The organism is Nonomuraea roseoviolacea subsp. carminata, assembly GCF_024172185.1.
In the GTDB taxonomy this organism is placed as follows: Bacteria; Actinomycetota; Actinomycetes; order Streptosporangiales; family Streptosporangiaceae; genus Nonomuraea; species Nonomuraea roseoviolacea.
Window position 1 is genome coordinate 4849633 of record NZ_JAMZEC010000001.1, and the last position, 23832, is coordinate 4873464.

The window sequence follows — 23832 nt, forward strand, 5'->3', positions numbered from 1 at the left end:
CGGATGGTACGATCTGCGGCATGACCGCGTATTCGCACCAGTGGTGGCCCGCCTCCTAGGCGGACCCGCACGCGCATACGCATCCCGGCCGCCTCGACGAGGCGGCCGCCCGCATGTCCGGGACGCCCCCCGTCGAGCACCTCGACCAGCGAAAGGGCGTTGACATGACGATCACCTGGGCCTCCCTGCTCGGCACGCTCCTCGACGGCTCCTCCCTCCGGGCGCGCGAGAGCGCCTGGGCGATGGAGCAGATCATGTCCGGCGCGGCGACCGAGGCCCAGATCGCGGCCTTCGCCGTGGCCCTGCGCGCCAAGGGCGAGACGGTGGCCGAGGTGACCGGCCTGGCCGACGGCATGCTGGCCCGCTCGTACGCGATCAGAGTGCCGGGCGAGACCGTGGACCTCGTCGGCACCGGCGGCGACCGGGCGGGCACGGTCAACGTCTCCACCATGGCGGCCGTCGTGGCCGCGGCGGCCGGCGCCCGCGTGGTCAAGCACGGCGGCCGGGCCTCCTCCTCGGCAACGGGCGCGGCCGACGTGCTGGAGGCGCTCGGCGTGCGCGTGGAGCTGGCGCCCGCCGACGTCGTGCGGGTCGCGGAGGAGGTGGGCATCACCTTCTGCTTCGCCGGGACCTTCCACCCGGCGATGCGGCACGCCTCGCCCGTGCGGCGCCAGCTCGGCGTGCCCACGTTCTTCAACTTCCTCGGCCCGATCACCAACCCGGCGCTGCCCGCCGCCCAGGCCGTGGGCGTCGCCGACGCCCGCATGGCGCCGGTGATCGCGGGCGTGCTCGCCGAGCGCGGCTGCTCCTCGCTGGTCTTCCGCGGCGACGACGGCCTGGACGAGCTGACCACCACCGGCCCGTCCACGATCTGGGTGGTACGGCGGGGCGCGGTCACCGCGACCCCGTTCGACCCCGCCGACCTCGGCATCCCGCGGGCCCGTATGGAGGACCTGCGCGGCGGCGACGCCGAGCACAACGCCGCGGTGGCCCGCGCGGTCCTGGCGGGCGAGCCGGGGCCGGTGCTCGACATCGTGCTGCTGAACGCCGCCGCCGCGCTGGTGGCCGCCGACGGGGCACCGCCCGCCGCCGAGCTGACGCCCGCCCTGGAGGCCGCCCGCAAGCGCGCCGCCGACGCGGTCGGCTCGGGGGCCGCCGCCACGCTCCTCACCCGCTGGGCCCGCGCGACCCGCTGACCCCGGTCGCCGGATCCGCTGCCCCCCTGCCGGTCAGTCCGCCTTGTCGGAGTTCGTCATCGCCAGCACGTCGAGGACCGCGTCGAGCTGCTCCTCGGTGATCTTCCCGGCCGCCACGTGGCCGCGCTCGACGACCACCTCCCGGATGGTCTTGCGCTCGGCCAGCGCCTGCTTGGCGATCTTCGCAGCCTCCTCGTACCCGACGTACCGGTTGAGCGGCGTGACGATCGACGGCGAGGACTCCGCGTACTCGCGCATCCGCTCGACGTTGGCCGTGATGCCCGCCACGCAGCGGTCGGCGAGCAGCCGGGAGACGTTGGCCAGCAGCCGGATCGACTCCAGGATGTTGCGCGCGATCACCGGGAGCTGCACGTTGAGCTCGAACGTCCCCGAGGCGCCCGCGAACGTGATGGCGGCGTCGTTGCCGATGACCTGCGCCGCCACCATGGCCGTGGCCTCGGGGATCACCGGGTTGACCTTGCCCGGCATGATCGACGAGCCGGGCTGCAGGTCCGGCAGGTTGATCTCGGCGAGGCCGGCGCGCGGCCCGGAGCCCATCCAGCGCAGGTCATTGGCGATCTTGTTGAGGGAGACCGCCACCACCTTGAGCTGGCCCGACAGCTCGACGATCGAGTCCTGCGCGCTCTGCGCCTCGAAGTGGTCCAGCGCCTCGCGGAACGGGATGCCGGTCGCCTCCCGCAGCTTGGCGATGGCCTTCTCGGCGAACCCGGGCGGGGTGTTGATGCCGGTGCCCACGGCCGTGCCGCCCAGCGGCAGCTCCAGCACGTGGCCGAGCGCCGACTTCACCCGCACCAGCCCGTGCTCGATCTGCGCGGCGTAGCCGCCGAACTCCTGCCCCAGCGTCACCGGCGTCGCGTCCATCAGGTGGGTCCGCCCCGACTTCACCACCTGGTCGAACTGGAGCGCCTTGGCCCGCAGGCTCGCCGCCAGGTGCTCCAGCGACGGCATGAGGTGGTAGGTCACCTCGGTCGCCGCCGCCACGTGGATGGAGGTGGGGAAGACGTCGTTGGACGACTGCGAGGCGTTGACGTGGTCGTTGGGGTGGACGGGCCGGCCCAGCCGCTCCTGGGCCAGGTGGGCGATCACCTCGTTGGCGTTCATGTTGGACGAGGTGCCGGAGCCCGTCTGGAAGACGTCGATCGGGAAGTGGTCGTCGTGCTCGTTCTCGGCGACGTCGGCCGCGGCCTGCGCGATCGCCTCGGCCAGGTCCTTGTCGAGGACGCCCAGCTCGGCGTTCACCTCGGCGGCCACGGCCTTGACGAGGCCGAGCGCGGCGATGTGCGACGGCTCCAGCGGCCGTCCTGAGATCGGGAAGTTCTCGACCGCCCGCTGGGTCTGCGCGCGCCACCTGGCTCCGGCGGGCACGCGCACCTCGCCCATCGAGTCTGTTTCGATACGGAACTCGCTCATGCCCCCAGTCTGTCCCACGAGGTCCGTCTCAAGCCGGACCACGCCCGACCGTGCGGACGAGCGTGGCCGGCGCCGTGGGGCGGGCGCGACCTCGTCCGGTCAGCCCTGCAGCACGGCCACGATGAGGATGGCGATCATGACGGCGGCCGCGGCGGCCACGCCCATGAGGACGAGCATGCCCGTGCGGTTGCCCGTGGGACGCTCCTCGGGCCCCGCGATCGCGAACAGGTCGGTGCCGAGCCCCTTGGAGTCGGGTCGCTCCATGGCCATGCCCTGCGGCCCCTGAGGGCCCGGCGGGAACCCCTGGGCGCCACCCGGGTGCGACATCGCGTGCCCGGCGGGCACCGGCCGCGGGGGCTGACCGCCCGGCGGCACGGGACGGCCGGGCTGCTGCGCCGGCGGGTAGACCTGGTGGCCGGGCGCGTTGTAGGGCCGCGGCGTCTGAATGCGCTGGGTGGCCATGGCGCCCTCGTCCACGGGCGCCCCTGGCTGCGGGCGGCCGGGGAGCGGGGTCTTGGGCCGCTTCAGGGCCACGGTGCGCTCCGGGTCGTGCCTGGGCTGACCGCCCTCACCGCCGGGGCCCTGCGCGGCGGGCCGCCCACCCGGCGCCCCCTGCGGTCCGGCGCTCTGCGGCCCGGAGCCGGGCGCGTTCTGCGGCCCGGCGTTCCGTGGCCCGGTGTTCTGCGGCCCGGACCCCGGCGTGGCGCTCCGCGGCCCCGGGCTCGGCGCCGTGTGCGGTGTGGCGCTCTGCGGGCCGGAGCCCGGTGCGCCGGCCGGCCGTCCGCCCTGAGGGCGCGCCCCCGCTCCCTGCTGAGGGCCGGACGCCCCCGGCGTCCTGGAGCCGCTGGCGGGATCGGTGGCGTCGGGCACAGAGGTCTCCTGACCGGTCGGGCTCTCGGCGGTGATGACCGGTATCTCGTGGGTGGGCGTGTCGGCGACCATCCGCAGCATGGTCTCGGCCTTGGCCGCGTTCAGCCGCTTCTTGTGGTCCTTGTGCAGCAGCCCGGTCAGCACGGGACCGAGCTGTCCCGCCTGGGTGGGCGGGTCGGCGTTCTCGCTCAGCAGCGCCGCGAGCGTCTCGGCGATCGAGGCCCGCTCGTACGCGGGACGCCCCTCGACCGCGAAGTACAGCGTCGCCCCCAGCGACCAGATGTCGGACTCGGGGCCGGTGTACTCGCCCCGGGCCCGCTCGGGCGCGGTGTAGCCGGGAGAGCCGATCACCATGCCGGTCTTGGTCAGCTTGGAGTCGCCCTCGGCCTTGGCGATGCCGAAGTCGGTCAGCACCACACGGCCGGTCTCGGTGATGAGCACGTTGCCCGGCTTGACGTCGCGGTGCGTGATGCCCTGGGCGTGCGCGGCGCGCAGCGCGCCGAGCAGGTCGACGCCGATCTCGGCGACCAGCCGGGGCGGCAGCGGCCCCTCCTCGTCGATGACCTGCTCCAGGGAGCGCGCCTCGATCAGCTCCATGATGATCCAGGGGCTGTCGTCGTGGATGAGCACGTCGTGGATGGCGGCGACGGCCGGGTGGCTGATGCGCGCGGCGAGGCGGCCCTCGCGGACCATGCGCTCGCGCAGCTCGGCCCGCTGCTCCTCGGTGAGCCCCGGGTCCTGCCGGATCTCCTTGACCGCCACCTCGCGGCCGAGGGCGCGGTCCCTGGCACGCCACACCGTGCCCATCGTCCCCCGCCCGAGCGGCGAGATCAGCTCGTAGCGCTCGGCGAGCACACGTGTCTGTGGTTCCGGCATGAGAAGAAGATATCTATTTCGCTTGGAAAGTGCTTTAGCCTCGCTTGCGAAGTTCTCTTGGCCAGAACCGCCGAGGAAGGAACAACTTTATCACCGTCGTCATGAAGCGGGCATAAATCGAGGGAACCGCCGGCCGGGGCTCCACGCGCCGGCGATGGACGCCCTCGCCGGACCTGCGCTCCTGCCGCGGGGAGGGCACCGGGACCGGCGCCGCCATCGTGTCGGCCCTGCCTATGGCGTCGGCCCGGTGCAGCCCGCGGTGCGCGGGCCGGCGTGGGAAAGACGGCACGGTCACCGCCTGGGCCTGCCGGGCCTGGGCCTGCCGCGCGGGCCGGCGGGCCGCCAGCGGCTCCTCGGCCGAGCCGCCCGCCGCCACCCGCGCCAGCATGAGCGAGGCGCGCACGGAGTCGAGGCGGGTCTGCGGGTCGATGCGGAGCAGCGCGTCGAGCACCGGCGCGAGCGGGCCGGCCTTGGTCATGGGGATGGGCTCGCCGCTGGTCAGCGCGGCCAGGGCGGCGGCGGCCGTACGGCGGCCGTGCAGGCCGCGGCCCTCGACGGCGGTGTAGAGGGTCGCGCCGAGCGACCACAGGTCGCCGGCGGGGCTGGCCTTGGCGCCGAGGACCCGCTCCGGCGCGATGTAGCCGGCCGAGCCCAGCACGATGCCCGCCTGCGTGATCGAGACGTCGCCCTCCAGCGCCGCCAGGCCGAAGTCGGTGAGCACGGCCCGGTCGTCGGTGACGAGCACGTTGCTGGGCTTCACGTCGCGGTGCAGGATGCCCTTGGCGTGGACCGCGCGCAGCGCGCCCAGGACCTGCCGGCCGATCTCCGCGACGCGGCGGGGATGGAGCGGTCCTTCCTGCTGGATGAGCTGCTCCAAGGACCTCGCGTTCAGCAGCTCCATGACGATCCACGGCCGGTCGTCCTCGGTCACGACGTCGAAGACCGTGATGACCGACGGGTGCGCCACCATCGCCGTGGCCCGGCCCTCGCGCTCGGTGCGGGCGCACAGCTCGGCCCGAAGCTCCTCGTCGAGCACCGTCGGCAGGCGCACCTCCTTGACCGCGACGTAGCGGTCGAGCAGCTCGTCGTGCGCCCGCCACACGGTGCCCATGCCGCCGCGTCCGACGGGTTCGAGGAGCCGGTAGCGCGCGGCGAGAAGGTAACCGGAGGGCGCACGCATGCCTGGCAGCTTACCTATTTGTGTAAACCGACCAGTAGAGGCCCGGCCGATAAAATGTTGCGAATCCAAGTCAACCCGTCTGACTCGCCGGGTCAGCGAGCCTGCTCAGCGCGCCCATGCGGCCGCGAACCGTCGTGCCGTCCACATGGTGGGGGTCCGGGCGGCCTCGCCGCAAGAGACGCGCGTCACCCGGCTCCTCCGCGCCCGCCGCGCGTCTCCTTCGCGGGCGCCGGGGATCCCGTCCCTTCCCGAGCGGGGCGGAATGGTGTTCTCGCAGCTCCGAGGCCCTTTTCGCGGTGACTCGTCCGGCGCGGAGAAATGCCTATTACGCCGACAAAGGGGTTCGTGCCGCCGGCGCAAGGGTTACGCGGGGAACTTTGGGGTGCGGTAGGCCGGTTGTAAGGGTGTCGTAAGGGGGTGGGGGCAGAGTGAAGCTACTTACGAGGCGACTCCTCAAGAATCCGGAAAGTGTCCGCCACGATCGGCAGAATGGGGAGCACGCGTCGGAGGTACGACCAAGTCAGCGACCATGACGGCTTCACCCGAAGGACGTGATGAGGATGCGCCAGACCCAGGTTCGCCCCCAGCCGAGGAAACCGGCCGGTCCCTCCCTCGACCTTCGCACGCCGTCGGGGCGCAAGCTGCCCTTCTGAAAACCCCCATCGCAGGAGCGTCCTCTGAGAGGTGCACGATGTGCAGTCACTTCCCCCTCTGCCCCGCCGCCGGATCGCCCGACCGTGAGGCGGCCCACGTGATCTCGGCCCACCCCGACCAGGGCTGGAGCCTGCTCTGCAACGGCGTCGTGCTCTTCGAGGACACCGGCCTCCTGCTGCCCGACGGCAGCGTCGTGGCGCCCCACCGCGCCCCCGCGCTCGCCTGACCCCGCGAGACCTCCTGGCAGCCGCTCGGACGACGCAGCCGTGAGGCCCCGGCCGGCGGGCCGGCGGGGCAGCACGTCCGGCTCAGCGACGGCCGATCGACAGCACCGGGCCGGTGCGGTCGGTGAAGAAGTCGTCCCTTTCGTAGATCTAGCTGCAACTGCTGCCCTACGATCTTCCTTGTGATCGAGAACCCCCGCATCCTCGGAGTCATACGCCTGAGCGTCACCACCGATGCCAGCACCGCCCCGGAACGGCAGCGCGCCGCGATCGAGCACTGGGCCAGTTCCCCATACATCAACGGGACCGTGATCGGTTGGGCCGAAGACCTGGATGTGTCCGGCGGCCTGGACCCCTTCAAGAGGCCGAAGTTAGGCCCATGGCTTCGGGAACGTGCCAATGAGTTCGATGTCGTCGCAGTGCTCAAGATCGACCGGCTCACCCGCCGATCCAAACACTTCGCCGAGATGATGGAGTGGTGTCAGGAGCGGGGCAAGACGATCGTCTCTGTCACCGAGGGCATCGACATGTCCACGCCGATGGGGAAGATGTTCGCGCAGATCATCGCGGCCTTCGCCGAAGGCGAGTTGGACACCATCCGTGCTCGCGTCCAAGCCAGCGCTCAGACACGGCTGGAGATGGGCGTATGGACTGGGGGAGTGCTCCCGTTCGGCTACCAGTTCGTGGACAGTTCAAGAGGGAAGGGTAAGAAGCTGGCCCAGGACCCTGAGTACGCGGCGCTGCTCCGGGAGATCGTGGACAGGATCAAGGCGGATTGGTCGGCATACCGAATCGCCGTGGACCTCAACCAGCGCAACGTGCCGACCTGGCGCGACTACCTGCGGATCAAGGCTGGGAAGCCAGCGCGCGGGATCAAGTGGAACTCAAGCACGATCGTCGCCATCGCCACCAATCCGACCGCAGCCGGGTTCTACACCTACAAAGGTCAGCAGGTAGAAGACGAAGAGGGTAACCCGATCATGATTGCATCGGACCCGATCATGACTGCCGCTGAGTGGAACCAGATGGTAGTTCGCTTCACCACCGACGAACGCAAGGCCGTTAGGTCCATCCCCTCCCGGTCAATGCTCGGAGGCGTCGCAATCTGTGGCCTCTGCGGGGCCAACCTGTCGTCTGCAAAGAAGACGAAGCAGAATAAGAGCGGACCGGCTGATTACTTCTATTACACCTGCAACAACCTCCAGAACGGCACGTGCACACTCCCCGGACGCGCGAAGCGCCCATTCCTTGATGATCTCGTCAATGAGACTATAACCAGGCTCTTCGGTGGTGCCCCCGTCTTTGAGAAGTCCTCTGTGGACTCAGGGCCGCTCAGGATCGAGCTGGATGCGGTTCGTGCTCGACTCGATCGCCTAGAGGGAGACTATATGGCGGGGATGTACGACGGAGAGGGGCAGGACGAGTCCTATTGGAAGATGCATAAAAACCTCTCTGCGAAGGTCTCCCGGCTTCGGGCTGAAGTGGAGGTAATCGATTCCTCTCCTAGATACCTAAACACTGGCCGCACCTATGGCGAGGTCTGGTCAGAGAAGGACGACGAACAGAAGCGTGCCTTTCTTAAAAAGCACAACATTACGATCGCTGTCTTCAAGGACTTGGTTGACCACTCTCGCGAAAGCGTCGTGATTGAGTTCAAAGAGCTGGGTGAGATAGTTCGGGAGAATAACCTTCTGATAGAGGACATCGTCCAAGAGGGAAGCGTGTACCTGAATGCTTCCGGCTTTTACCGATATGGCTGGAACACGCCAATTGGAGATGACGGAAGCGTGCCGACCGTGGAGCAACTTAGAAAGATCGCGAAGAGGCGAGTCGCGCGGAAGCGCGCTGCGGCGGTCACGTAGCTTCGAGTTTGGTCACGGGCTCCGCCTCGTGGTGGGGCCCGTGTTATTACGGACGGGGAGTTATACATGGCAATCGTTCCCTTGGCTGAGCTTGCACGAGGAGCTGGCACGTGATGCATGGCCGCTACCGGCCCGTCTGGTGGAAGCTTGAAAGGCGGGCAGCATTAGAAGCATCCGAGTCCTACGCACTAGATCCCGCATTCAGGCTGTGGTTGCTCGCTGTAGGAAGAGCATATCAAGGCGGCCACGCCACCTTCAGCGATGGAGAGATCATCGACCTTCTACCTAAAGTAAAAAAGGGAGTCGTCTCACAGTACGATCCCAAGCAAATCAAGCGTCTCATTTCCGCTCTCGTTGACGGTGGCATGCTGGCACCTCAGTCAACGCCTAGATGCCTCGTAGTGCCGTTCACTCTGCTTAGCGCCGAGTGGAAGTTCTCACCCGAACCGTGTCCGACGCACGGCCACAACATGTCATGGACGGCAGATGGATGGTTCGATCCCGCCACCCTGGCCGACCTCGGTAGGCGCGGGCCTGCCGCCTCCGAGGCGGTCCGATGACTGGACAGATTTCGTCCACCTGCAACCGGAATACGGACAGATTCTGTCCGCCTGAAGCTCTGTGACCTGCGGGAACAGGTGCGTCTCTTTCTATAAAGAGGGTAGTTCTACGGCAGGGTAATGATGGGATGGCAGGCGCTTAAGCGCCCTGCTAGTCAATAGAAGCTAGTACAGGGCGCCCTGCATGGGGCGCCCTTCGTTATGCATGAAGCCCACGGAGCCCTCAGCGGAGTGGGCAAGCTATCCACACCTTAAATAGATCATGGACAGCCACTCAAAGGGCTGTCTTTCCAAACAACAAGCTGACACATGGAAGGAGAGCCATTGGCCAACAAGATCTGCAATGAGACAGGCTGTCACGGCATCTCTCTGCCGAGGCAAGGCAAGTGTTCCGCCCACCGCCGTAAGCCGTGGGCGGTCACGTCCAAGAGGAACTTGTCCAGGCCGACAGATTGGAACCGCCGTCGCAGGGCGGTTCTCAAGCGGGACAACGCCGTCTGTTACCTGTGCCGTCTGCCGGGGGCGACGGAGGTCGATCACGTCACAGCCGTGGCCGATGGCGGGAGTTGGGAGTATGCCAACCTCCGCAGCGCCCACCGGGCGTGCCATGCAGACAAGACAGTTCGCGAGCGGGCAACCAGAACCCGGCGAGCGAGCCAAGGTTAGTTTGTTAGTTCGTTAGTTGCTCGACATGCCGAAGGGGGTGTGCATTGCACCCACCCTTCCGGCGCTTGAACCCCTACTACTAGTCAGGGTTGCCAGGGGCTCCACAGTAAGGAGACCCTCAATCGCAGACCTGAGGCTTGCGCTGCACCATGCGAGGCAGATGTCTTGCCGGTCTCGCCGAACCGTTGCCGAGGCGACAACGGTTGCCGACCCCACCTCATCCGGGGCCGTTCGTGAAGCACGATCCAAACTTTCGGTTCAACCGAAGGTTGTGTCAGAGGCACTGTGCGCCATAGGGGTTTCCGCAGTTAGACGCGACCATCACTATTGATGAGAGTCGGACAGAGATGAGGAGCAAGTTTGTACTTTCAAGATGGCTGCCTGATCCAGGTGTTCAATTGTGGCCATTGCAACAAGCTGTGCAGGGAGACCCGGAAGCTTGGTCAGGGCCGCCCCGGCGCTTGGCGTAGTTACTGCTCAACCGAGTGCCGGCAGGCAGCCAAGCGGCTACGTGATCGAGTGGAGGCGCGACTACGGTATCGCCGCCGCAACGACCTTTGCTTGACGTGCGGAGCGAAGGCGGATGCTTGGTACCACCCGTACTGCTCTGACCAGTGCGAAGACGCGGAGTATGACATGTGGACAGTTACCGACTAGGCGTTTCTCGCAACATTAATATCCTTACCCCTCTAACTACCTATGCCGACGGGAATCCCTCGCGTTCCCTAGGCAAGGCCCCCGGTGACCTCGTGCTGGGGGCCTTTTTTATATCCGCACAACACTTGGAGAACGAGACTGATGATTACCCATGCCCAGCTTGAGAACATGAGCGCTAAGGAGATCCTCACGGCCTGGCGGGATGACGACTTGGACCCCGCCGTCCGCATCGTTTCCGTGATTGGCGACCTGGACAACCCCCGATCGCTCACTTATGCCTGGCAGACGACGCCTGAGCATGACGAGCTGCGCATGCGCACCTGGTAAGCCCGTCCAAGCCTTCAATATTGACGACGCAAGGGAGCGCCGAAATGGATGCCTCACCGACCAACACGCCTGACGCCACCACCGAAATGGATCAGGTGGCTGAGGTACTTACAGAAAGCCCTCAGATCAATTCTGAGGCCGACAAGTGGAAGAGCCTGAGCCGGGCCAACGAAGCGCGTTGGAAGGCGGCCAGCGCCGAACTGGAGGCCGCAACGGCCAAGAGCGCGGAGCTGGAACAGGCCATGACCGCGATGCAGCAAGAGCATGCTCTGATGCTGGCCGAGATGCAGCTTCGCCATGCCGCCCAACAGCGCGGCATGGAGCTAGCTCCGGAAGCCGTGTCCAAGCTCAACCTGTCCGCCTTCCTCGCCGAGGAAGGAACGGCCGACCTTGACGCGATCAACGAGTTTGTTAGTTCGCTGGGGTCTGCCGCCAAGAAGCCCACGTTCCCGCAGAACGTTGGCATCGGCCCTCAGGGGAGTAACGGCGCTCCCCCTGAGCGCACCGTGCCCCTGGATGCGCGGGCACGCCGTTAACCCCTACTTGAGAGGACTCACCTTTGGCAATCACCCCTGTCCCCGCATATGCGCATGCGGGCACGCACACCTTCGTGCCCACCGAGTGGAGCAACGAGCTGCTGACCCAGTTCGATCCGCTGTTGGTGTGGGCCTCGCCCCTGGTCGTGAACCACGACTACGAAGGAGACATCACCGCTCAGGGTGACCGTGTAGTGATCAACGGCCTCATCCGGCCCAACGTCGGCAGGTACAACGACGTGGCCGGGATGACGATCGAAGACCTCAAGACCATCGAGCAGTACCTCGACATCTCCCAGGCTGATTACGTGGCCTTTTACGTCCGGGACATCGAGACCGTTCAGGTGGCCGGCGCTTTGGCGTCCCCGGCCTCTCTGGAGTCGATCCGCGCTCTGGCGGCCTCCACTGATGCGTTCGTCGGCTCCACCATCGCGGCCTCGGCCACGGCCCTGCCTCAGGTGGACGTGAGCGGCCTGTCCGCGAGCGTCGCCAAGGGTGAGGCGCTGCTGGAAGCCATCTTCGACATGATGGAGAAGCTCGACACCGGCAAGGTCCCGGCGGACCGGTACGTGGTCGTCTCGCCCAAGGCCAAGCGCTACCTGCTGCGCGCTCCTGACATCGCCAACGCCGCCGCTCTCGGCGAGGCCGGTGCTACGGCTAACGGTGTGGTCGCTCGCCTGGCCGGGTTCACGGTGGTGTCCACCACGGCCATGCCCACCGGTGTGGACATCCTTGCCGGGCATCGGACGTACACGACGTTCGCCAGCCAGTTCACCAATTTCCGTAGCCAGCCGGTCGAGAAGTATCGGCGTGATCAGATTGACGCGCTTCACCTGTACGGCGCGCGCGTGCTGTCTTTTCCTGGCGGCAAGCAGCCGACCAAGCCGGATGTTCCCGTGGTGGATTCGGAAGGGCTGATCAAGGCCACCGTGAAATGGACCACCTAAGTTGAATGAGCCTGAAGGCCGGTTCTCATACCGGCCTCTCGGGCTCGTTGGGAGGAGTTAATGACTGAGTTCGGCGCTGATGGGCAACGGCTCTGGCGGTTCGTCACCAATGAGTTCGATCTGCCGGAAGACAAGTTGGTGATTCTTCGCCGTGCCTGCCACACCACTGATATATGCGCCCGCCTTGAGGCGGAGATTTCCTCCGGGGAGGTCATCGCCCTTGCGGGCAACGGTACAGCGATCGTGAACCGTGCCCTGACATCCCATCGGCAGGCCAGCGAAACCCTGTCCAAGCTCATCAAGTCTCTGGGCCTGGAGGAGCTAGAGCCCGGTGAAGGGTAACAACCACGCCCACCAGGCCCGCAGCAACGGCCGCTTCGCCTCCGGCCGGAAGCGGCCCGGTCGTGGCAGCAGGCGGACCGTACCCCCTCCCGAGTGCTGTGCTCAGCCGCTTGGCGTTCACGAATGGGAATGCTTGACCTATCGAGAGAGCGAAGAGTTCCGGGCGTTTATCGCTGTTTGTATGTCGAGCGCTTGTCCGGATGTATTTAGTCGGGCAATTGAATGCCAGGTAGCCCCCGAGTTCCTGCCCTGCCCCAGGTGTGGCAGCTAGTTCGTTAATTAGGATGACCTGCATCGAAAAGTTTTACCGCACGGGCCGGCCGGAGGAACCTCCCCCCACGGGGTCTACTCCGCTCTGAAAGAGTGCATACCCCCTGGGCGATGCTCCAACTAACCTTCCCAACGGGCCAAAGCAGGTGACCTGCTCAAATGAATTCCGTTGGAGTTAATTCGAGCAAAGGTGTTGACATGAGATTCGCGACTATGACACTTTGCTGATCGCTGGTTCTGGTTCAACCGAGTAGATGGCTCAAACAAACTCGGGACTGAGAGACCGGCTTCGGACATAAGACAGCCCCAGAGCGACAGAGATTGGCGTCGCATGCGCTCTGGGGCCACCAATCAAGGAGCGTAGCTCATGCAGGCCAACACCGTCGCTGCCCGTCCCCAGGTCTCCCCGGTGGTCTACTCCGGGCTTCTGGGCAGGATCGTGCAGACCGTCACGCCGCACAGTGAGGCGGACCCTGTGGGCATCCTGGGTGCTCTGCTGAGCGCCTTCAGCTCAGCGGTCACCAACCTTCCTCAGGCGGTCTACGGCACGCAGTCTCAGACGCTCAGCACGTGGATCGTGCTGATCGGGAACACCGGAATGGGTCGCAAGGGCACGGCTACCCGTGCCGCTCTTCAGGTGGTCAGGGGCGCGCTTCCCGACTGGGCCAAGGCCACGATCCTGGAGGGGTGCCCCCAGTCTGGCCCTGCCTACGTCTCGACCCTGGCGGACATGAACGGCAACGCTCTGATGATCGAAGAGGAGTTCGCCGACCTGTTGAAGGTGTCCGCCCGGTACAAGTCGTTCGGCAAGGCCATCCGGCGTAGCTGGGAAGGGGCGTCGATCAGCAACCGCACCAAGGAAGCCGTGATCCACGTGGACGCTCCCCACGTCTCAATCATCGGGAACGTCACTCCAGCCGAATTCTCAGCCAGCATCGGCAAGGCCGACAGGGCGGGCGGCACTCTTAACCGTTTCCTCTGCCTCTACGTTGAGAGGTCGAAGAAGATCAAGCTCTCTGAGCAGATCAGCGTCAACGCCTGGTCAGAGCTGATGCGCCCTCTCGTCAGGGAGTTCCGCAACGCGGTGACGTTCGCTCGGGACGTGGAGGAGGTCACGGTCTCGCGAAGCGCCATGGCGCTGTGGGACGACAAGCTCTCCGAGATGATCGACTCCATGACGCTGGGCCGTGAGGCAATGGAGCAGTTCGCCGCTCGTGCGGCTGACTACGTGTGGCGTCTCAGCGCCCTGTACGCGCTGGCAGACCGACGCGACGAGATCTCAACTCAGGACCTGGAGGCCGCTGTGGGCCTGGTCTCCTACATGTGTGACTCGGTGACCTACCTGTCTCCCGAGGTGGCCAACGGCGGCGGCACGGCTGAGGAGACCGTGACCACGCGCGTGGAGCAGTTCATCAAGGCCGCAGGACCGGAAGGTGTCAACAGCACGGCACTGTTCCGCAAGTTCGGACGGAAGGCTCAGGAGATGAAGGAGATCATCGCCGAGCTACCCACCATCGCCACTATGACGGTCAAGCCGCAGGGCGGCGGCAGGCCCGCCACCGTCTACGTCTGGCAGCCGGTTGACGAAACCGCTCAAACTAACGATCTCGACCTGGAGGAGCTTCCGGAGATCGACATGGACGAGACTCCCGAGCTTGAAGAGGAGCTTGCCGAGTCGGCCACCACCGAGGAGACGACTCCCGAGGAGGAGTCCGTTCCGGTCGCGGAAACTCCCGCCTCCCTGCCCTTCTATCTGTCGGATGACGAGTGGGACGAGATCGACGCCGCACAGAGCGTCACTCCCGAGCCTGAGACGGCTCCTGAGTCTGAGCTGGTAGAGGAGGTCACCGAAGAGCCCACCGTCTCGGAGGAGGCCGTCAAGGCGTTCCTGTCCTCCCCTGCCGGGGCGGAGATGCTTCAGGAGATCCTGATGTCGATGATGGCCAAGCAGTCCGTCAGGGCTCCTCAGGCAAGCGCGGCGCCCAAGGCAAAGGCTCCTCGCAGGAGCCGGGCCAAGAGCACCCCGGAAGCGCTCTTCCAGGCTCCCGAGGTAGCGGCGTAAGGGTCCGCCAGAGCGAGGCCCCCGGCTTGCAAGTCGGGGGCCTGCCCGTTGGTACGCCATCTTCAGAGGCCGGTACGTGAAATGGCAGACGTACGCGCTTCCCGGCCGGGACGCAAAGGCCCCGCCTGGTAGCGAATGAGAACCCAGGCGGGGCCCTGTGAACGATGGTAGGCGTCTAACCGCTCTACTGGTCGTTCTCCCCCTCGGCCACCTCGGCGGCGTCAGCCTCGGCCTCATCCACCGTCACGGCGTCGTCCCCCTCGGACTCGGGCTTGGTCTCGGCAAGGGGCCTGGGCGGGGCAATCATGGGCACTCCTTCGTTGGTCGGAACCTGCGGAGTCCTGGCCGTACAAACCATGCGGCCGAAAGAACGGCCAGGAACCCGGAGCCCGGTGGGGAAGTCTCCGGGGGCACTGCACCCCGATTGAGGGACAAGCGTGAACACCTCAACCGGGGCTGTCTGAGGCGGGAGCGGGCCAGATGCTCCACTCCCAGCGCTTCGTGTGGCCGTCACCCGGCCCAGGGCGTATCACCTTGCGTTACGGCCGGCTGCACGTCATGTAGCCGCACCACCAGCTCCCGCGCCACGCAATGCGTGATGTCATAGCCGTCGAAGCGCACCAGCGCGTTGCGCTCGAACGGCACCACGGGCGGCAGGTAGGGCAGGAACACATCCCCGCGCACGGCGTACGGGTAGTACGCCCCCACCGTGAAGACAGCCGCGTTCTGACGCAGATGCGAACACTGCGAGATCGCCGCCGGTATGCACGCGCGGCACGTCGGCGGGGCGTTGGTGAAGCCGTCCCCGGTCTCCTCTCCGCTTGATGAAAGGAGCCACCAGATCCGGCCCGTCTCCTGGTCCACGGCCGACCCGGCACACACCTGACACAGCCGCTTGTCCATGCACCGCCACTGTCGACGCGTGTTGACTGTCTTGAAGTCGGGACGCCCCGTCATCTTGTAACCCTGCCGCAACCGCAGGACACCATGGGCGTAGTCGGACGGGCGCGAGGAGGCGTAGGCCAGCTTCTCCCCGCCGCGATGCGGCCTCCACACCAACGCGTGCTGCTGCACCTCCCCAGACCACCCGATCACGTACGGGTAGCGAAAGCCCGTCTCACTCACCCTCGTGACAGGGCTCATGACGGGCTCTGCCGGTAGCCGGGAAGCAACGAGATAACCCGTTCGGGGTGGCCGCCTGGGACTGCCTCAACCCGATCAAGGCGCGGCTCGTTGGCCTCTCCCCACTGCGCCAACTCCACCAAGTAGCTACCGGACCGGGGGCCGACGCTGATCGTGGCGACCCGCCAGCCGCCATCCGCATAGACGACGAGTCGCGGCGGCTTCCCTCTGTGCGGTCCACCGTCAGTCGCTTCATCTTGATCGCCGCTCATCAGCTCGGGCCTGAGCCCCGATCCCCCAACAGCGGGACTACTCTGCACAGCGCGATCGTGGCTTTGCTCACCGGTTCGAGGATCGCTGTGTTCGGTCGCTTCTCCAGCAACCCAACCGACTCCGCCAGGTCGAGGAAACTCTCGATCCCCAGACCGCCCTCAACCTCGATGATCCCGCTCTGAAGCATCCATGCTCGGTACTCGTCACGGGTCCACGACTCAGGCGCAGCCTGCTGCGGTGTGGCGTCGGGACCGATCTCGTCCAGTTCCTCCGACGTCAGGTCACCAACGAACACCTTGGGCGCGGCTGTCGCGCTCCTGTCTGGGACGGAGACGGTGTCCCAGGCAACGGTGCCGAATTCTCCATGGGAAGTTTGGGAACGAGGCATGACTTGAAAGTAGGAAGCAAGATCCCAACCAACAAGCAATGTGCTCGAAATTGCTTCAACTAGTAGCGATGCTTCAAGTAGTCGCGGAATCCTCAGCAAGCTGGGAAAGGGCTTCGATCGCCGAGGCGATCAGCCGTCGGGCCAGCGGCCCATAGTGAGCAGCCTTCGCGTAGAGATCAAACATCCGTTCGTGCTGCTTGATCTCTTTTGGGAGGGTCAGCGTCAACTCGGCGCTGTAGGTCTCTGCGAGCACCACACGGCGATCTAGAAGCCAAAAGCCGTTCAACGGTGTGAACGGCAGCACGGTCTGCATCGGTATCACGCCGAGCCGAACGCGCGGCATAGCTGACGCAGCCATGAGCCGATCCAATTGGCCGAACATCACATCAAGCGGTGCCATGCCCAACCGCAGCGCGGCCTCCAGGATGACGAAGTGGAACGTCCGGGAGGAGTCGTAAAGGATCTCCTGGCGGCGAAGCCGCGTGGCCACTCCCTCTTCAAGGTCGTTCGGAGTTTCGTAGAAGGCGATGGACTGGGCGAGCCGCTGACGGGCGTATTCGCCGGTTTGCAGCAGACCGGGTATCACACAGGGCTCGAATACGCGGAAGCTCTTCGTCTCCGCTTCCATCTCAAGCCAGTTCTGTTGCTTGGCCTTCGTGCCATGACGGAGCTGCCGTCGCCATTCGGCGTACAAGGTCTCCATGGCTCGCAGGGAAGCGATCAGGTCAGCCTGTTCGTCTGGCCGTTCTACCGCACGACACCACGCCTCGATGTCGGCTTCTGACGGGGTCTGCTTGCCACTTTCGATCTTTGAGATCTTGGATGGTTGCCAGCCGTACCGGGCGGCGAGTTGCCGCCCGGTCAGCCTGGCGTCGAGCCGTAGTTCCTTGAGCCTCGCCCCAATGGCTTGGCGGGCGCGGGCGATGTCACGCACCGGACTTCACGAACTCCTCGCGTCCTGCGGAGCTGTTCCATGCGATGTCGCGCCAGCGGCGATACTGCTCGACAGCCGTAGGGTCGGTGACGATCTCAGCTCCCAACAGAATGTCGTCCGAGGTGAAGTGGAGGAGGGCTACCCGTTCGTCGTCGAACAGCCACCAGTCAGAGTGGGGAAGCCCCAAGCGGCCGGCTTCCGATCGTTCCAGGTAGCGGATGTGATCCCCGGCATTGATGTTGTGCTCAGAGACCATCAACCCGAATCGGGTGTAGTCCGAGAACGGCCGGGACACCACGCGGACGCGGCTCATCGAGCGGCCCTGCCTGGTGTGCTCCTGTACGAGATCAAGCCAGGACCCGAGCCACCGCATGTCCACGGGGCGACCTTCCAGGAAGCGACGTAGTGGCTCCGCCTCGTTCTTGGCGAGGTGGTAGCGCTCGCGTGTCTCCAGACGGAAGGCGGATGTCTCGAAGGAGGTGAACAATTGCTCGAAGTCTTCACCGGAGAGAAGAGGCACGCCGATCACCCTAGGAACCGGAACAGCTCCTTGGGAACCTCAACGAACGCTTCTCCGTCGAGGATGTCGCGCGCCTGCGCGAGCGTGTCGGCGTCCATGATCTGCATGCCCTGGATCACGAGTGTCCCGCGATCGGTCTCGTAGATGGTGGGACAGCCACCACTGGAGGAAGTACTTCCGACGAAGCGAAGCTGCATGTGCTTCTCCCTTGCGCGAGTTGCCGGGAATTGCTTGTCCTACGGGGATGGTCCGGCCGGTGTGCGCGATCGTCAAGCAACTTCGCAGAAGTGGGTCAGCACAACGTCAGCATCGGTGGTGACAACATCCGAGATCAACCCGGAACAACAAGAAGCCCCATACTCACGAACTAGGCCGTGAGCTGGGGCTTCGAGTTGGCGTCGTGGATCTAGAGTCTGGGCGAACGTGTCGGGACACCTACGAAGGTGGCCCCACCGTCTAGTTGCCGTTGGTCAAAAAAGTCGTCGCCCTTGTCGTCCACGACGATGAACGCGGGGAAGTCCTCCACCTCGATCTTCCACACCGCCTCCATCCCCAGCTCCGGATACTCCAGGACCTCCACCTTCTTGATGCAGTCCTGCGCCAGCCGGGCCGCGGGGCCGCCGATGGAGCCCAGGTAGAAGCCGCCGTACTTCTGGCACGCCTCGGTCACCTGCCGCGACCGGTTGCCCTTGGCCAGCATGACCATCGACCCGCCGGCCGCCTGGAAGCGCTCCACGTAGGAGTCCATCCGCCCGGCCGTGGTCGGCCCGAACGAGCCCGACGCGTAGCCCTCGGGCGTCTTGGCCGGACCCGCGTAGTAGACGGCGTGGTCCTTCAGGTACTGCGGCATCTCGCCGCCGTCGTCGAGCAGCTCGGCGATCTTGGCGTGGGCGATGTCGCGGGCCACGACCAGGGGGCCCGTGAGCGAGAGCCGCGTCTTCACCGGGTACTTCGTCAGCTCGGCGAGGACCTCCGGCATGGGGCGGTTGAGGTCGATCCGCACCACGTCGTCGGAGAGGTGCTCGTCGGTCGTCTCCGGCAGGAAACGGGCCGGGTCGGTCTCCAGCTGCTCCAGGAAGACGCCCTCCGGCGTGATCTTGGCCAGCGCCTGCCGGTCGGCCGAGCAGGAGACGGCGATGGCCACGGGGCAGGAGGCGCCGTGGCGGGGCAGGCGGATGACGCGCACGTCGTGGCAGAAGTACTTGCCGCCGAACTGGGCGCCGATGCCGAGCTTCTGCGTCAGCTCGAAGACCTTCGCCTCCATCTCCAGGTCGCGGAAGCCGTGCCCGGAGGGCGAGCCCTCGGTCGGGATCGAGTCGAGGTAGCGGGCGCTGGCGTACTTGGCCGTCTTCAGGGCGTACTCCGCCGACGTGCCGCCGACGACGATCGCCAGGTGGTACGGCGGGCACGCGGCGGTGCCCAGCGAGCGGATCTTCTCCTCGAGGAAGGCCAGCATGCGCTTCTCGTTGAGGACGGCCTTGGTCTCCTGGTAGAGGAACGACTTGTTGGCCGACCCGCCGCCCTTGGCCATGAACAGCAGCTTGTACTCGTCGGGGTGGCCGTGGGGGTCCTCGGCGTACAGCTCGATCTGGGCGGGCAGGTTGCTGCCCGTGTTCTTCTCCTCCCACATGGTCAACGGGGCCATCTGGGAATAGCGCAGGTTGAGCCGGGTGTAGGCGTCGTACACGCCCTTGGCGATGTGCTCGGCGTCGCGGCCGTCGGTCAGCACGTGACGGCCGCGCTTGCCCATGACGATCGCGGTGCCGGTGTCCTGGCACATGGGCAGCACGCCGCCGGCCGAGATGGAGGCGTTCTTCAGCAGGTCGAGCGCCACGAAGCGGTCGTTGCCGCTGGCCTCCGGATCATCGATGATCTTGCGGAGCTGGGCCAGGTGCGACGAGCGCAGGAAGTGGGAGATGTCGTGCACGGCCGTCTCGGTGAGCAGCCGCAGCGCCTCGGGGTCGACCTCCAGGAACGTACGGCCGGCCGCCTCGACTCTCCGCACCCCCTCCGATGTGATCAGCCGGTACGTGGTGTCGTCGGCGCCCAGCGGGAGAAGATCGGTGTAGTCGAACTCGGCCATGCCCATCCTTTCGATCCCCCAAAGCGTACGCCCACGCGAGGCCCGCTCCCGCCCGGCCGTCAGGTGCGCTCGGTCACCGCGCGCGGCGCGGGGTCCGGCGAGCCCGGCTCCGCGGCCGGCGCCGCCGGTCGGCGGGCGGTGAGACCGACGACGATCCCGCCCACGACCAGCCCCGCGCCGAGCAGGTCGTAACCGGACGGCGTCGCGATGCCCAGCACCGCCCCCGTCGCGATGGCACCGACCGGGATGAGGCCCGCGAACAGCCCCGCCCGCCCCGGGCCGAGCCGCGGCAGCGCCGAGTACCACAGGAAGAACGCCACCACGGTCACCACGAGGGCCAGGTAGGCGAACCCGGCCGCCTCCGCGGGGCTCGGCGCCCTCAACATGCCGGGCCCCTCCTTGACCAGCCCGATCGCGGCCAGCATGGGCACGGCCAAGGTGGTCGAGTACGCGCTCACCCGCAGCGCCCCCAGCCGCGGCAGCAGCGGGATGGCCAGCAGCGAGAAGGCGATCTCCCCGGCGAACGCACCCAGCGCCCACAGCAGCCCGGTCAGGTTGCCGCTGCCGAGCCCGGTGGCCAGCGTCGCGCCCGCCACCACGACGCCCGCGCCCGCCAGCAGCCGGGGCGCGGGCCGTCCGCCGGCCAGGGCGAGCGCCAGCGGCACGGCGCCGAGCACGGTGCCGACCAGCGCGGGCCCGGCGGCGCGGGCCGACTCGGTCACGCACACGTTGAACATCGCCAGGCCGGTGAACGCCAGCGCGGCGAGCAGCGCCCACTCCCGCGGCGTCAGCCGGACGAACCGCTGCCCCATGACCCGGACCATGACCAGCAGCACGACCGCGGCGAGCAGGTAGCGCACCGCCTGCCCGCCGTACACCGGATAGTCCTTGACCAGGCCGGACACCCCGGCCAGCGTGCCCACCAGGAACATCGCGCACGCGGCGCCGACCACACCGTTTCTCATGTCCGAGGATGCTAGGGAGACAATGGTCCACGCAAACAGTCCAATCCTGTGCCGTGAACGGGGACCAATATGGGCGATCTGTACGTCCCGCTGGACCATGAGCGGGGCGGCGTGGCCGCGCAGGTGGCCTCCGGCCTGCGCGAGGCGGTCTGCTCGGGCCGCCTGGCCCCCGGCGACCGCCTGCCGTCCAGCCGCGACCTGGCCGCCGACCTCGGGGTGTCGCGCGGGGTGGTGGTCGAGGCGTACGAGCAGCTCGTCGCGGAGGGCTTCCTCGTCTCGCGGGTCGGCTCGGGCACCCGCGTGGCCCCCGCCGCCACCCGCGCCCGCCCGGCCACGGCGGAGATCCCGGAGTCGTACTGCCACTACCAGAGCCGGGCGACCTCGCCCGATCTCGGCCACTTCCCGCGCGAGCGCTGGCTGGCGGCCCTGCGGCACGCCCTGAACACCATCCCGTCCGACGCCCTCGACTACGGCGACCCGGCCGGCGTCCCGGAGCTGCGCGAGGAGCTGGCCGGCTACCTGCGGCGGGTGCGCGCCGCCGACGTGGACCCGGCGAATCTCATCATCGTGGGCGGCGTCGCCCAGGGCCTCAGCCTGGTCATCCACGTCCTCGCCGAACGCGACCGCCGCCTCGGGACGGCCGACAGGGGCGGCCGACCCGGGACGCCGGCAACGGCCGACAGGGGCGCCCGGCTCGGGACGTCCGGAACGGCTGCCCGGCCTGGGACGTCCGGAACCGCCGCCTGGCCTGGGACGTCCGGAACGGCCGGCCGGCGCAGGCAGGGGGGACGCGATGGCCGGATCGGGCTGGCCGTGGAGGACCCGACCAGCCAGCGGCAGATCCCCCTGCTGCGCCGCGCCGGGGCGGACCCGCTGCCCGTGCCCGTAGACGGGCGCGGCCTCGACGTGGCGGCGCTGCGCGACCACCCGGCCCGGGCCGTGCTGGTCACCCCCGCTCACCAGTACCCGACGGGCGTGGTGCTCTCGCCCGGCCGGCGGGCCGCGCTCGTCGAGTGGGCGCGCGAGGCCGACGCGATCGTGCTGGAGGACGACTACGACGCCGAGTTCCGCTACGACCGCGACCCGGTGGGCTGCCTGCAGGGGCTCGCCCCGGACCGCGTGGTGCTGGTGGGCAGCGTGAGCAAGGCGCTGGCGCCGGGGCTGCGGCTCGGCTGGGTCGTGGCACCGCCCGCGCTGGCGGGGGCGATCCGGCTGGCGCGCGGGGAGTTCGACCTCGGCTCGCCGGTGGTCGAGCAGTACGCGCTGGCCGCCTTCCTGCGCGACGGCGGCTACGACCGGCACCTGCGGCGCATGCGCCGGGAGTACCGGCGGCGCAGGGACGCCCTGGTCAGGGCGCTGGCCGAGCACCTGCCGGAGGTCCGGGTCCGGGGGATCGAGGCGGGCCTGCACGTCCATCTCGACCTGCCGGCCGGCTGGGAGGAGGAGCGGGTGGTGGCGGCGGGGCGGGAACTGGGCCTCGCGATGGAGGCCGTGGGCCCGATGCGCTTCGCGCCGGGCCGCCCGGCGGTGGCGGCGGGGTTCTCCCGGCTGCCGGTCCACCGGGCGGCCGAGGCCGTACGAGGACTGAAGGCCCGGATGTCAGGAGGGACCGCGGACTGAGGCGCGGGCCGCGAGAGACAGCGGGCCGCGGCGCCGGGCCGCGAGAGACAGCGGGCCGAGGCGCCGGGCCGCGGCCTCTACCGCGGACTGAGGCCTCAGGCCGCCGCCTTGACCGCGGGCTCGAACCCCCTGGCCAGCACGATGATCACGGCGGCCAGTACGAGCGGCGCCGCGAACGCGATCCGCATGTCGAAGGAGTCGGCCAGCGCGCCCACCAGCGCCGCGCCGACGATGAAGCCCACGTAGTTGAACAGGTTGACCCGGGCGATGGCCACGCCCGTGCCCGCCGGGTCCAGCCGTCCCGCCGCCGAGAACGACTGCGGCGCCACCACCGACAGACCCACGCCGGTCAGCCCGAACGCCACGATGGCCAGCGGCTGGCTGGGCGCGAGCACGATGCCGACGAACCCGAGCGTCGCGATGGCCCCGCCGATCCGCACGATCGCCGCCGAACCGTACCGGCGCACCGCGAGGTCGCCGCCGAGCCGCACGGCCAGGGTCGTGGCCTGGTAGGCGGCGTAGGCCAGCGGGACCACGCCCGGGGAGGCGGACAGGACGTCCTTCATGAAGACCGTGCTGAAGTTGGAGACCGCGGCGTCGCCGACGTACAGGAAGCCCATCGCCAGGCAGAGCGGGATGATCGGCCGCCACGGGAACCGGGCGCCGGCCGCCGCCTCCGCGTGCTCGACCTTCTCCTCCTCGGCCGTGCAGAGCCGCGGCCCGGCGTAGAGCGAGGCCGCCACCGCCAGCACCATCGGCACGCTCATGACGACCCCGAGGTCGAGGCCCGACGCGGCCGACGCCCACAGCGCGCCGAACAGGCTGAACACGCTCCACACGCAGTGGAAGCCGTTGAGCACGGCCCGGCCGTACCTGCGCTCGACCGCGACGCCCTGCATGTTGATGCCCGCGTCGACCGCGCCGACCGCCAGCCCGAACACCAGCAGCGCGACCACCAGCACCGGCACGTTCGGAGCGAATCCGGCGAGCACCACGCCCGCGGCCACGGTCGGCTGCGCGGCCCGCAGCAGCGGCTTGCTGCCCTGCCGGGCGGCGTAGGAGCCGGCGGCCACGCTGCCGACGCCCGCGAAGACGGGGACGACGAGCAGGAGCAGGGTCAGCGTGCCCTCGTCGAGGCCGTGCCGGTTCTGCAGGTTGGCGACCTGTGTGAGCAGGGTCGCGAACGACAGTCCCTGCACGGCGTAGGCGACGTACGTGGCGATGCGGGCCTGGAAATCACGGGGGGTCGGCACGGAGGCCTCCAGGT

Annotated in this window: 22 protein-coding genes; 10 read left to right on the forward strand and 12 right to left on the reverse strand. The window is 67.7% G+C overall.

Features of this window, described 5'->3' with window-relative positions; translation table 11 throughout:
* Window positions 1-164 precede the first annotated feature (164 nt).
* On the forward strand, window positions 165-1196 hold the full coding sequence (trpD, locus tag HD595_RS22635) for an anthranilate phosphoribosyltransferase (RefSeq protein ID WP_253772124.1): 1032 nt from the start codon (window positions 165-167) through the stop codon (window positions 1194-1196).
* A 33-nt stretch (window positions 1197-1229) separates the two neighbouring features.
* On the opposite strand, the gene HD595_RS22640 is transcribed toward trpD, so the two are convergent.
* The 3 genes from HD595_RS22640 to HD595_RS22650 form a co-directional block, all read right to left on the reverse strand.
* Entirely contained in the window at window positions 1230-2627 is a 1398-nt protein-coding gene (locus HD595_RS22640) for a class II fumarate hydratase (RefSeq protein ID WP_253772126.1), read from the reverse strand.
* Window positions 2628-2726: 99 nt separating this feature from the next.
* Window positions 2727-4373 carry a serine/threonine-protein kinase gene (locus HD595_RS22645; RefSeq protein ID WP_253772128.1) on the reverse strand — a complete coding sequence of 549 codons (1647 nt, stop codon included), beginning with the start codon at window positions 4371-4373 and terminating at the stop codon, window positions 2727-2729.
* Between the two features lie 34 nt (window positions 4374-4407).
* Complete coding sequence (locus HD595_RS22650; RefSeq protein ID WP_253772130.1) at window positions 4408-5553, reverse strand: serine/threonine-protein kinase; 1146 nt, start codon at window positions 5551-5553, stop codon at window positions 4408-4410.
* A 691-nt stretch (window positions 5554-6244) separates the two neighbouring features.
* Here HD595_RS22650 and HD595_RS22655 point away from each other — a divergent pair.
* The 8 genes from HD595_RS22655 to HD595_RS22685 all read left to right on the forward strand — a co-directional run bounded on the left by HD595_RS22655 (window position 6245) and on the right by HD595_RS22685 (window position 14660).
* The gene (locus tag HD595_RS22655; RefSeq protein WP_253772132.1) at window positions 6245-6433 is read left to right on the forward strand and encodes a DUF5999 family protein; all 189 of its coding nucleotides are present in this window, start codon (window positions 6245-6247) and stop codon (window positions 6431-6433) included.
* Window positions 6434-6613: 180 nt separating this feature from the next.
* Window positions 6614-8293, forward strand: a complete 1680-nt coding sequence (locus HD595_RS22660) for a recombinase family protein (RefSeq protein WP_253772134.1) — start codon at window positions 6614-6616, stop codon at window positions 8291-8293.
* An 869-nt stretch (window positions 8294-9162) separates the two neighbouring features.
* Window positions 9163-9519 carry an HNH endonuclease gene (locus tag HD595_RS47255; protein ID WP_420540716.1) on the forward strand — a complete coding sequence of 119 codons (357 nt, stop codon included), beginning with the start codon at window positions 9163-9165 and terminating at the stop codon, window positions 9517-9519.
* 825 nt (window positions 9520-10344) lie between these two features.
* Entirely contained in the window at window positions 10345-10503 is a 159-nt protein-coding gene (locus tag HD595_RS22665) for a hypothetical protein (RefSeq protein WP_253772136.1), read from the forward strand.
* Between the two features lie 44 nt (window positions 10504-10547).
* On the forward strand, window positions 10548-11039 hold the full coding sequence (locus HD595_RS22670; RefSeq protein ID WP_253772138.1) for a hypothetical protein: 492 nt from the start codon (window positions 10548-10550) through the stop codon (window positions 11037-11039).
* 23 nt (window positions 11040-11062) lie between these two features.
* Window positions 11063-11986: a hypothetical protein gene (locus HD595_RS22675; protein WP_253772140.1), complete on the forward strand. Its 924-nt coding sequence runs from the start codon at window positions 11063-11065 to the stop codon at window positions 11984-11986.
* Between the two features lie 60 nt (window positions 11987-12046).
* Complete coding sequence (locus HD595_RS22680) at window positions 12047-12328, forward strand: hypothetical protein (RefSeq protein WP_253772142.1); 282 nt, start codon at window positions 12047-12049, stop codon at window positions 12326-12328.
* 637 nt (window positions 12329-12965) lie between these two features.
* Entirely contained in the window at window positions 12966-14660 is a 1695-nt protein-coding gene (locus HD595_RS22685; protein WP_253772144.1) for a YfjI family protein, read from the forward strand.
* A 184-nt stretch (window positions 14661-14844) separates the two neighbouring features.
* On the opposite strand, the gene HD595_RS46000 is transcribed toward HD595_RS22685, so the two are convergent.
* The 8 genes from HD595_RS46000 to HD595_RS22720 all read right to left on the reverse strand — a co-directional run bounded on the left by HD595_RS46000 (window position 14845) and on the right by HD595_RS22720 (window position 20945).
* Window positions 14845-14967, reverse strand: coding sequence for a hypothetical protein (locus HD595_RS46000; RefSeq protein WP_301309564.1), 123 nt, complete (start codon window positions 14965-14967; stop codon window positions 14845-14847).
* 203 nt (window positions 14968-15170) lie between these two features.
* A complete protein-coding gene (locus tag HD595_RS22690) occupies window positions 15171-15563 on the reverse strand; it encodes a hypothetical protein (RefSeq protein WP_253772146.1) in 393 nt (130 codons plus the stop codon).
* Window positions 15564-16053: 490 nt separating this feature from the next.
* Window positions 16054-16443 (reverse strand): hypothetical protein, encoded by a 390-nt coding sequence (locus HD595_RS22695; RefSeq protein WP_253772148.1) that lies wholly within the window; start codon window positions 16441-16443, stop codon window positions 16054-16056.
* A 73-nt stretch (window positions 16444-16516) separates the two neighbouring features.
* Entirely contained in the window at window positions 16517-17377 is an 861-nt protein-coding gene (locus HD595_RS22700; RefSeq protein WP_253772150.1) for a helix-turn-helix domain-containing protein, read from the reverse strand.
* Window positions 17370-17897, reverse strand: a complete 528-nt coding sequence (locus HD595_RS22705) for a DUF6879 family protein (protein WP_253772152.1) — start codon at window positions 17895-17897, stop codon at window positions 17370-17372. Before HD595_RS22705 ends, HD595_RS22700 begins: the two co-directional genes overlap by 8 nt.
* Window positions 17898-17902: 5 nt before the next feature.
* Entirely contained in the window at window positions 17903-18094 is a 192-nt protein-coding gene (locus HD595_RS22710) for a hypothetical protein (protein ID WP_253772154.1), read from the reverse strand.
* Window positions 18095-18303: 209 nt separating this feature from the next.
* Window positions 18304-19980, reverse strand: coding sequence for a fumarate hydratase (locus HD595_RS22715; protein ID WP_253772156.1), 1677 nt, complete (start codon window positions 19978-19980; stop codon window positions 18304-18306).
* Between the two features lie 59 nt (window positions 19981-20039).
* Window positions 20040-20945 carry a DMT family transporter gene (locus tag HD595_RS22720; RefSeq protein ID WP_253772158.1) on the reverse strand — a complete coding sequence of 302 codons (906 nt, stop codon included), beginning with the start codon at window positions 20943-20945 and terminating at the stop codon, window positions 20040-20042.
* 69 nt (window positions 20946-21014) lie between these two features.
* Between HD595_RS22720 and HD595_RS22725 the strand changes: the two genes are divergently transcribed.
* Entirely contained in the window at window positions 21015-22565 is a 1551-nt protein-coding gene (locus HD595_RS22725) for an aminotransferase-like domain-containing protein (protein ID WP_253772160.1), read from the forward strand.
* 95 nt (window positions 22566-22660) lie between these two features.
* Here the strand turns inward: HD595_RS22725 and HD595_RS22730 are convergent, their stop codons facing one another.
* Window positions 22661-23818 (reverse strand): MFS transporter, encoded by a 1158-nt coding sequence (locus HD595_RS22730; RefSeq protein WP_253772162.1) that lies wholly within the window; start codon window positions 23816-23818, stop codon window positions 22661-22663.
* Window positions 23819-23832: the final 14 nt, after the last annotated feature.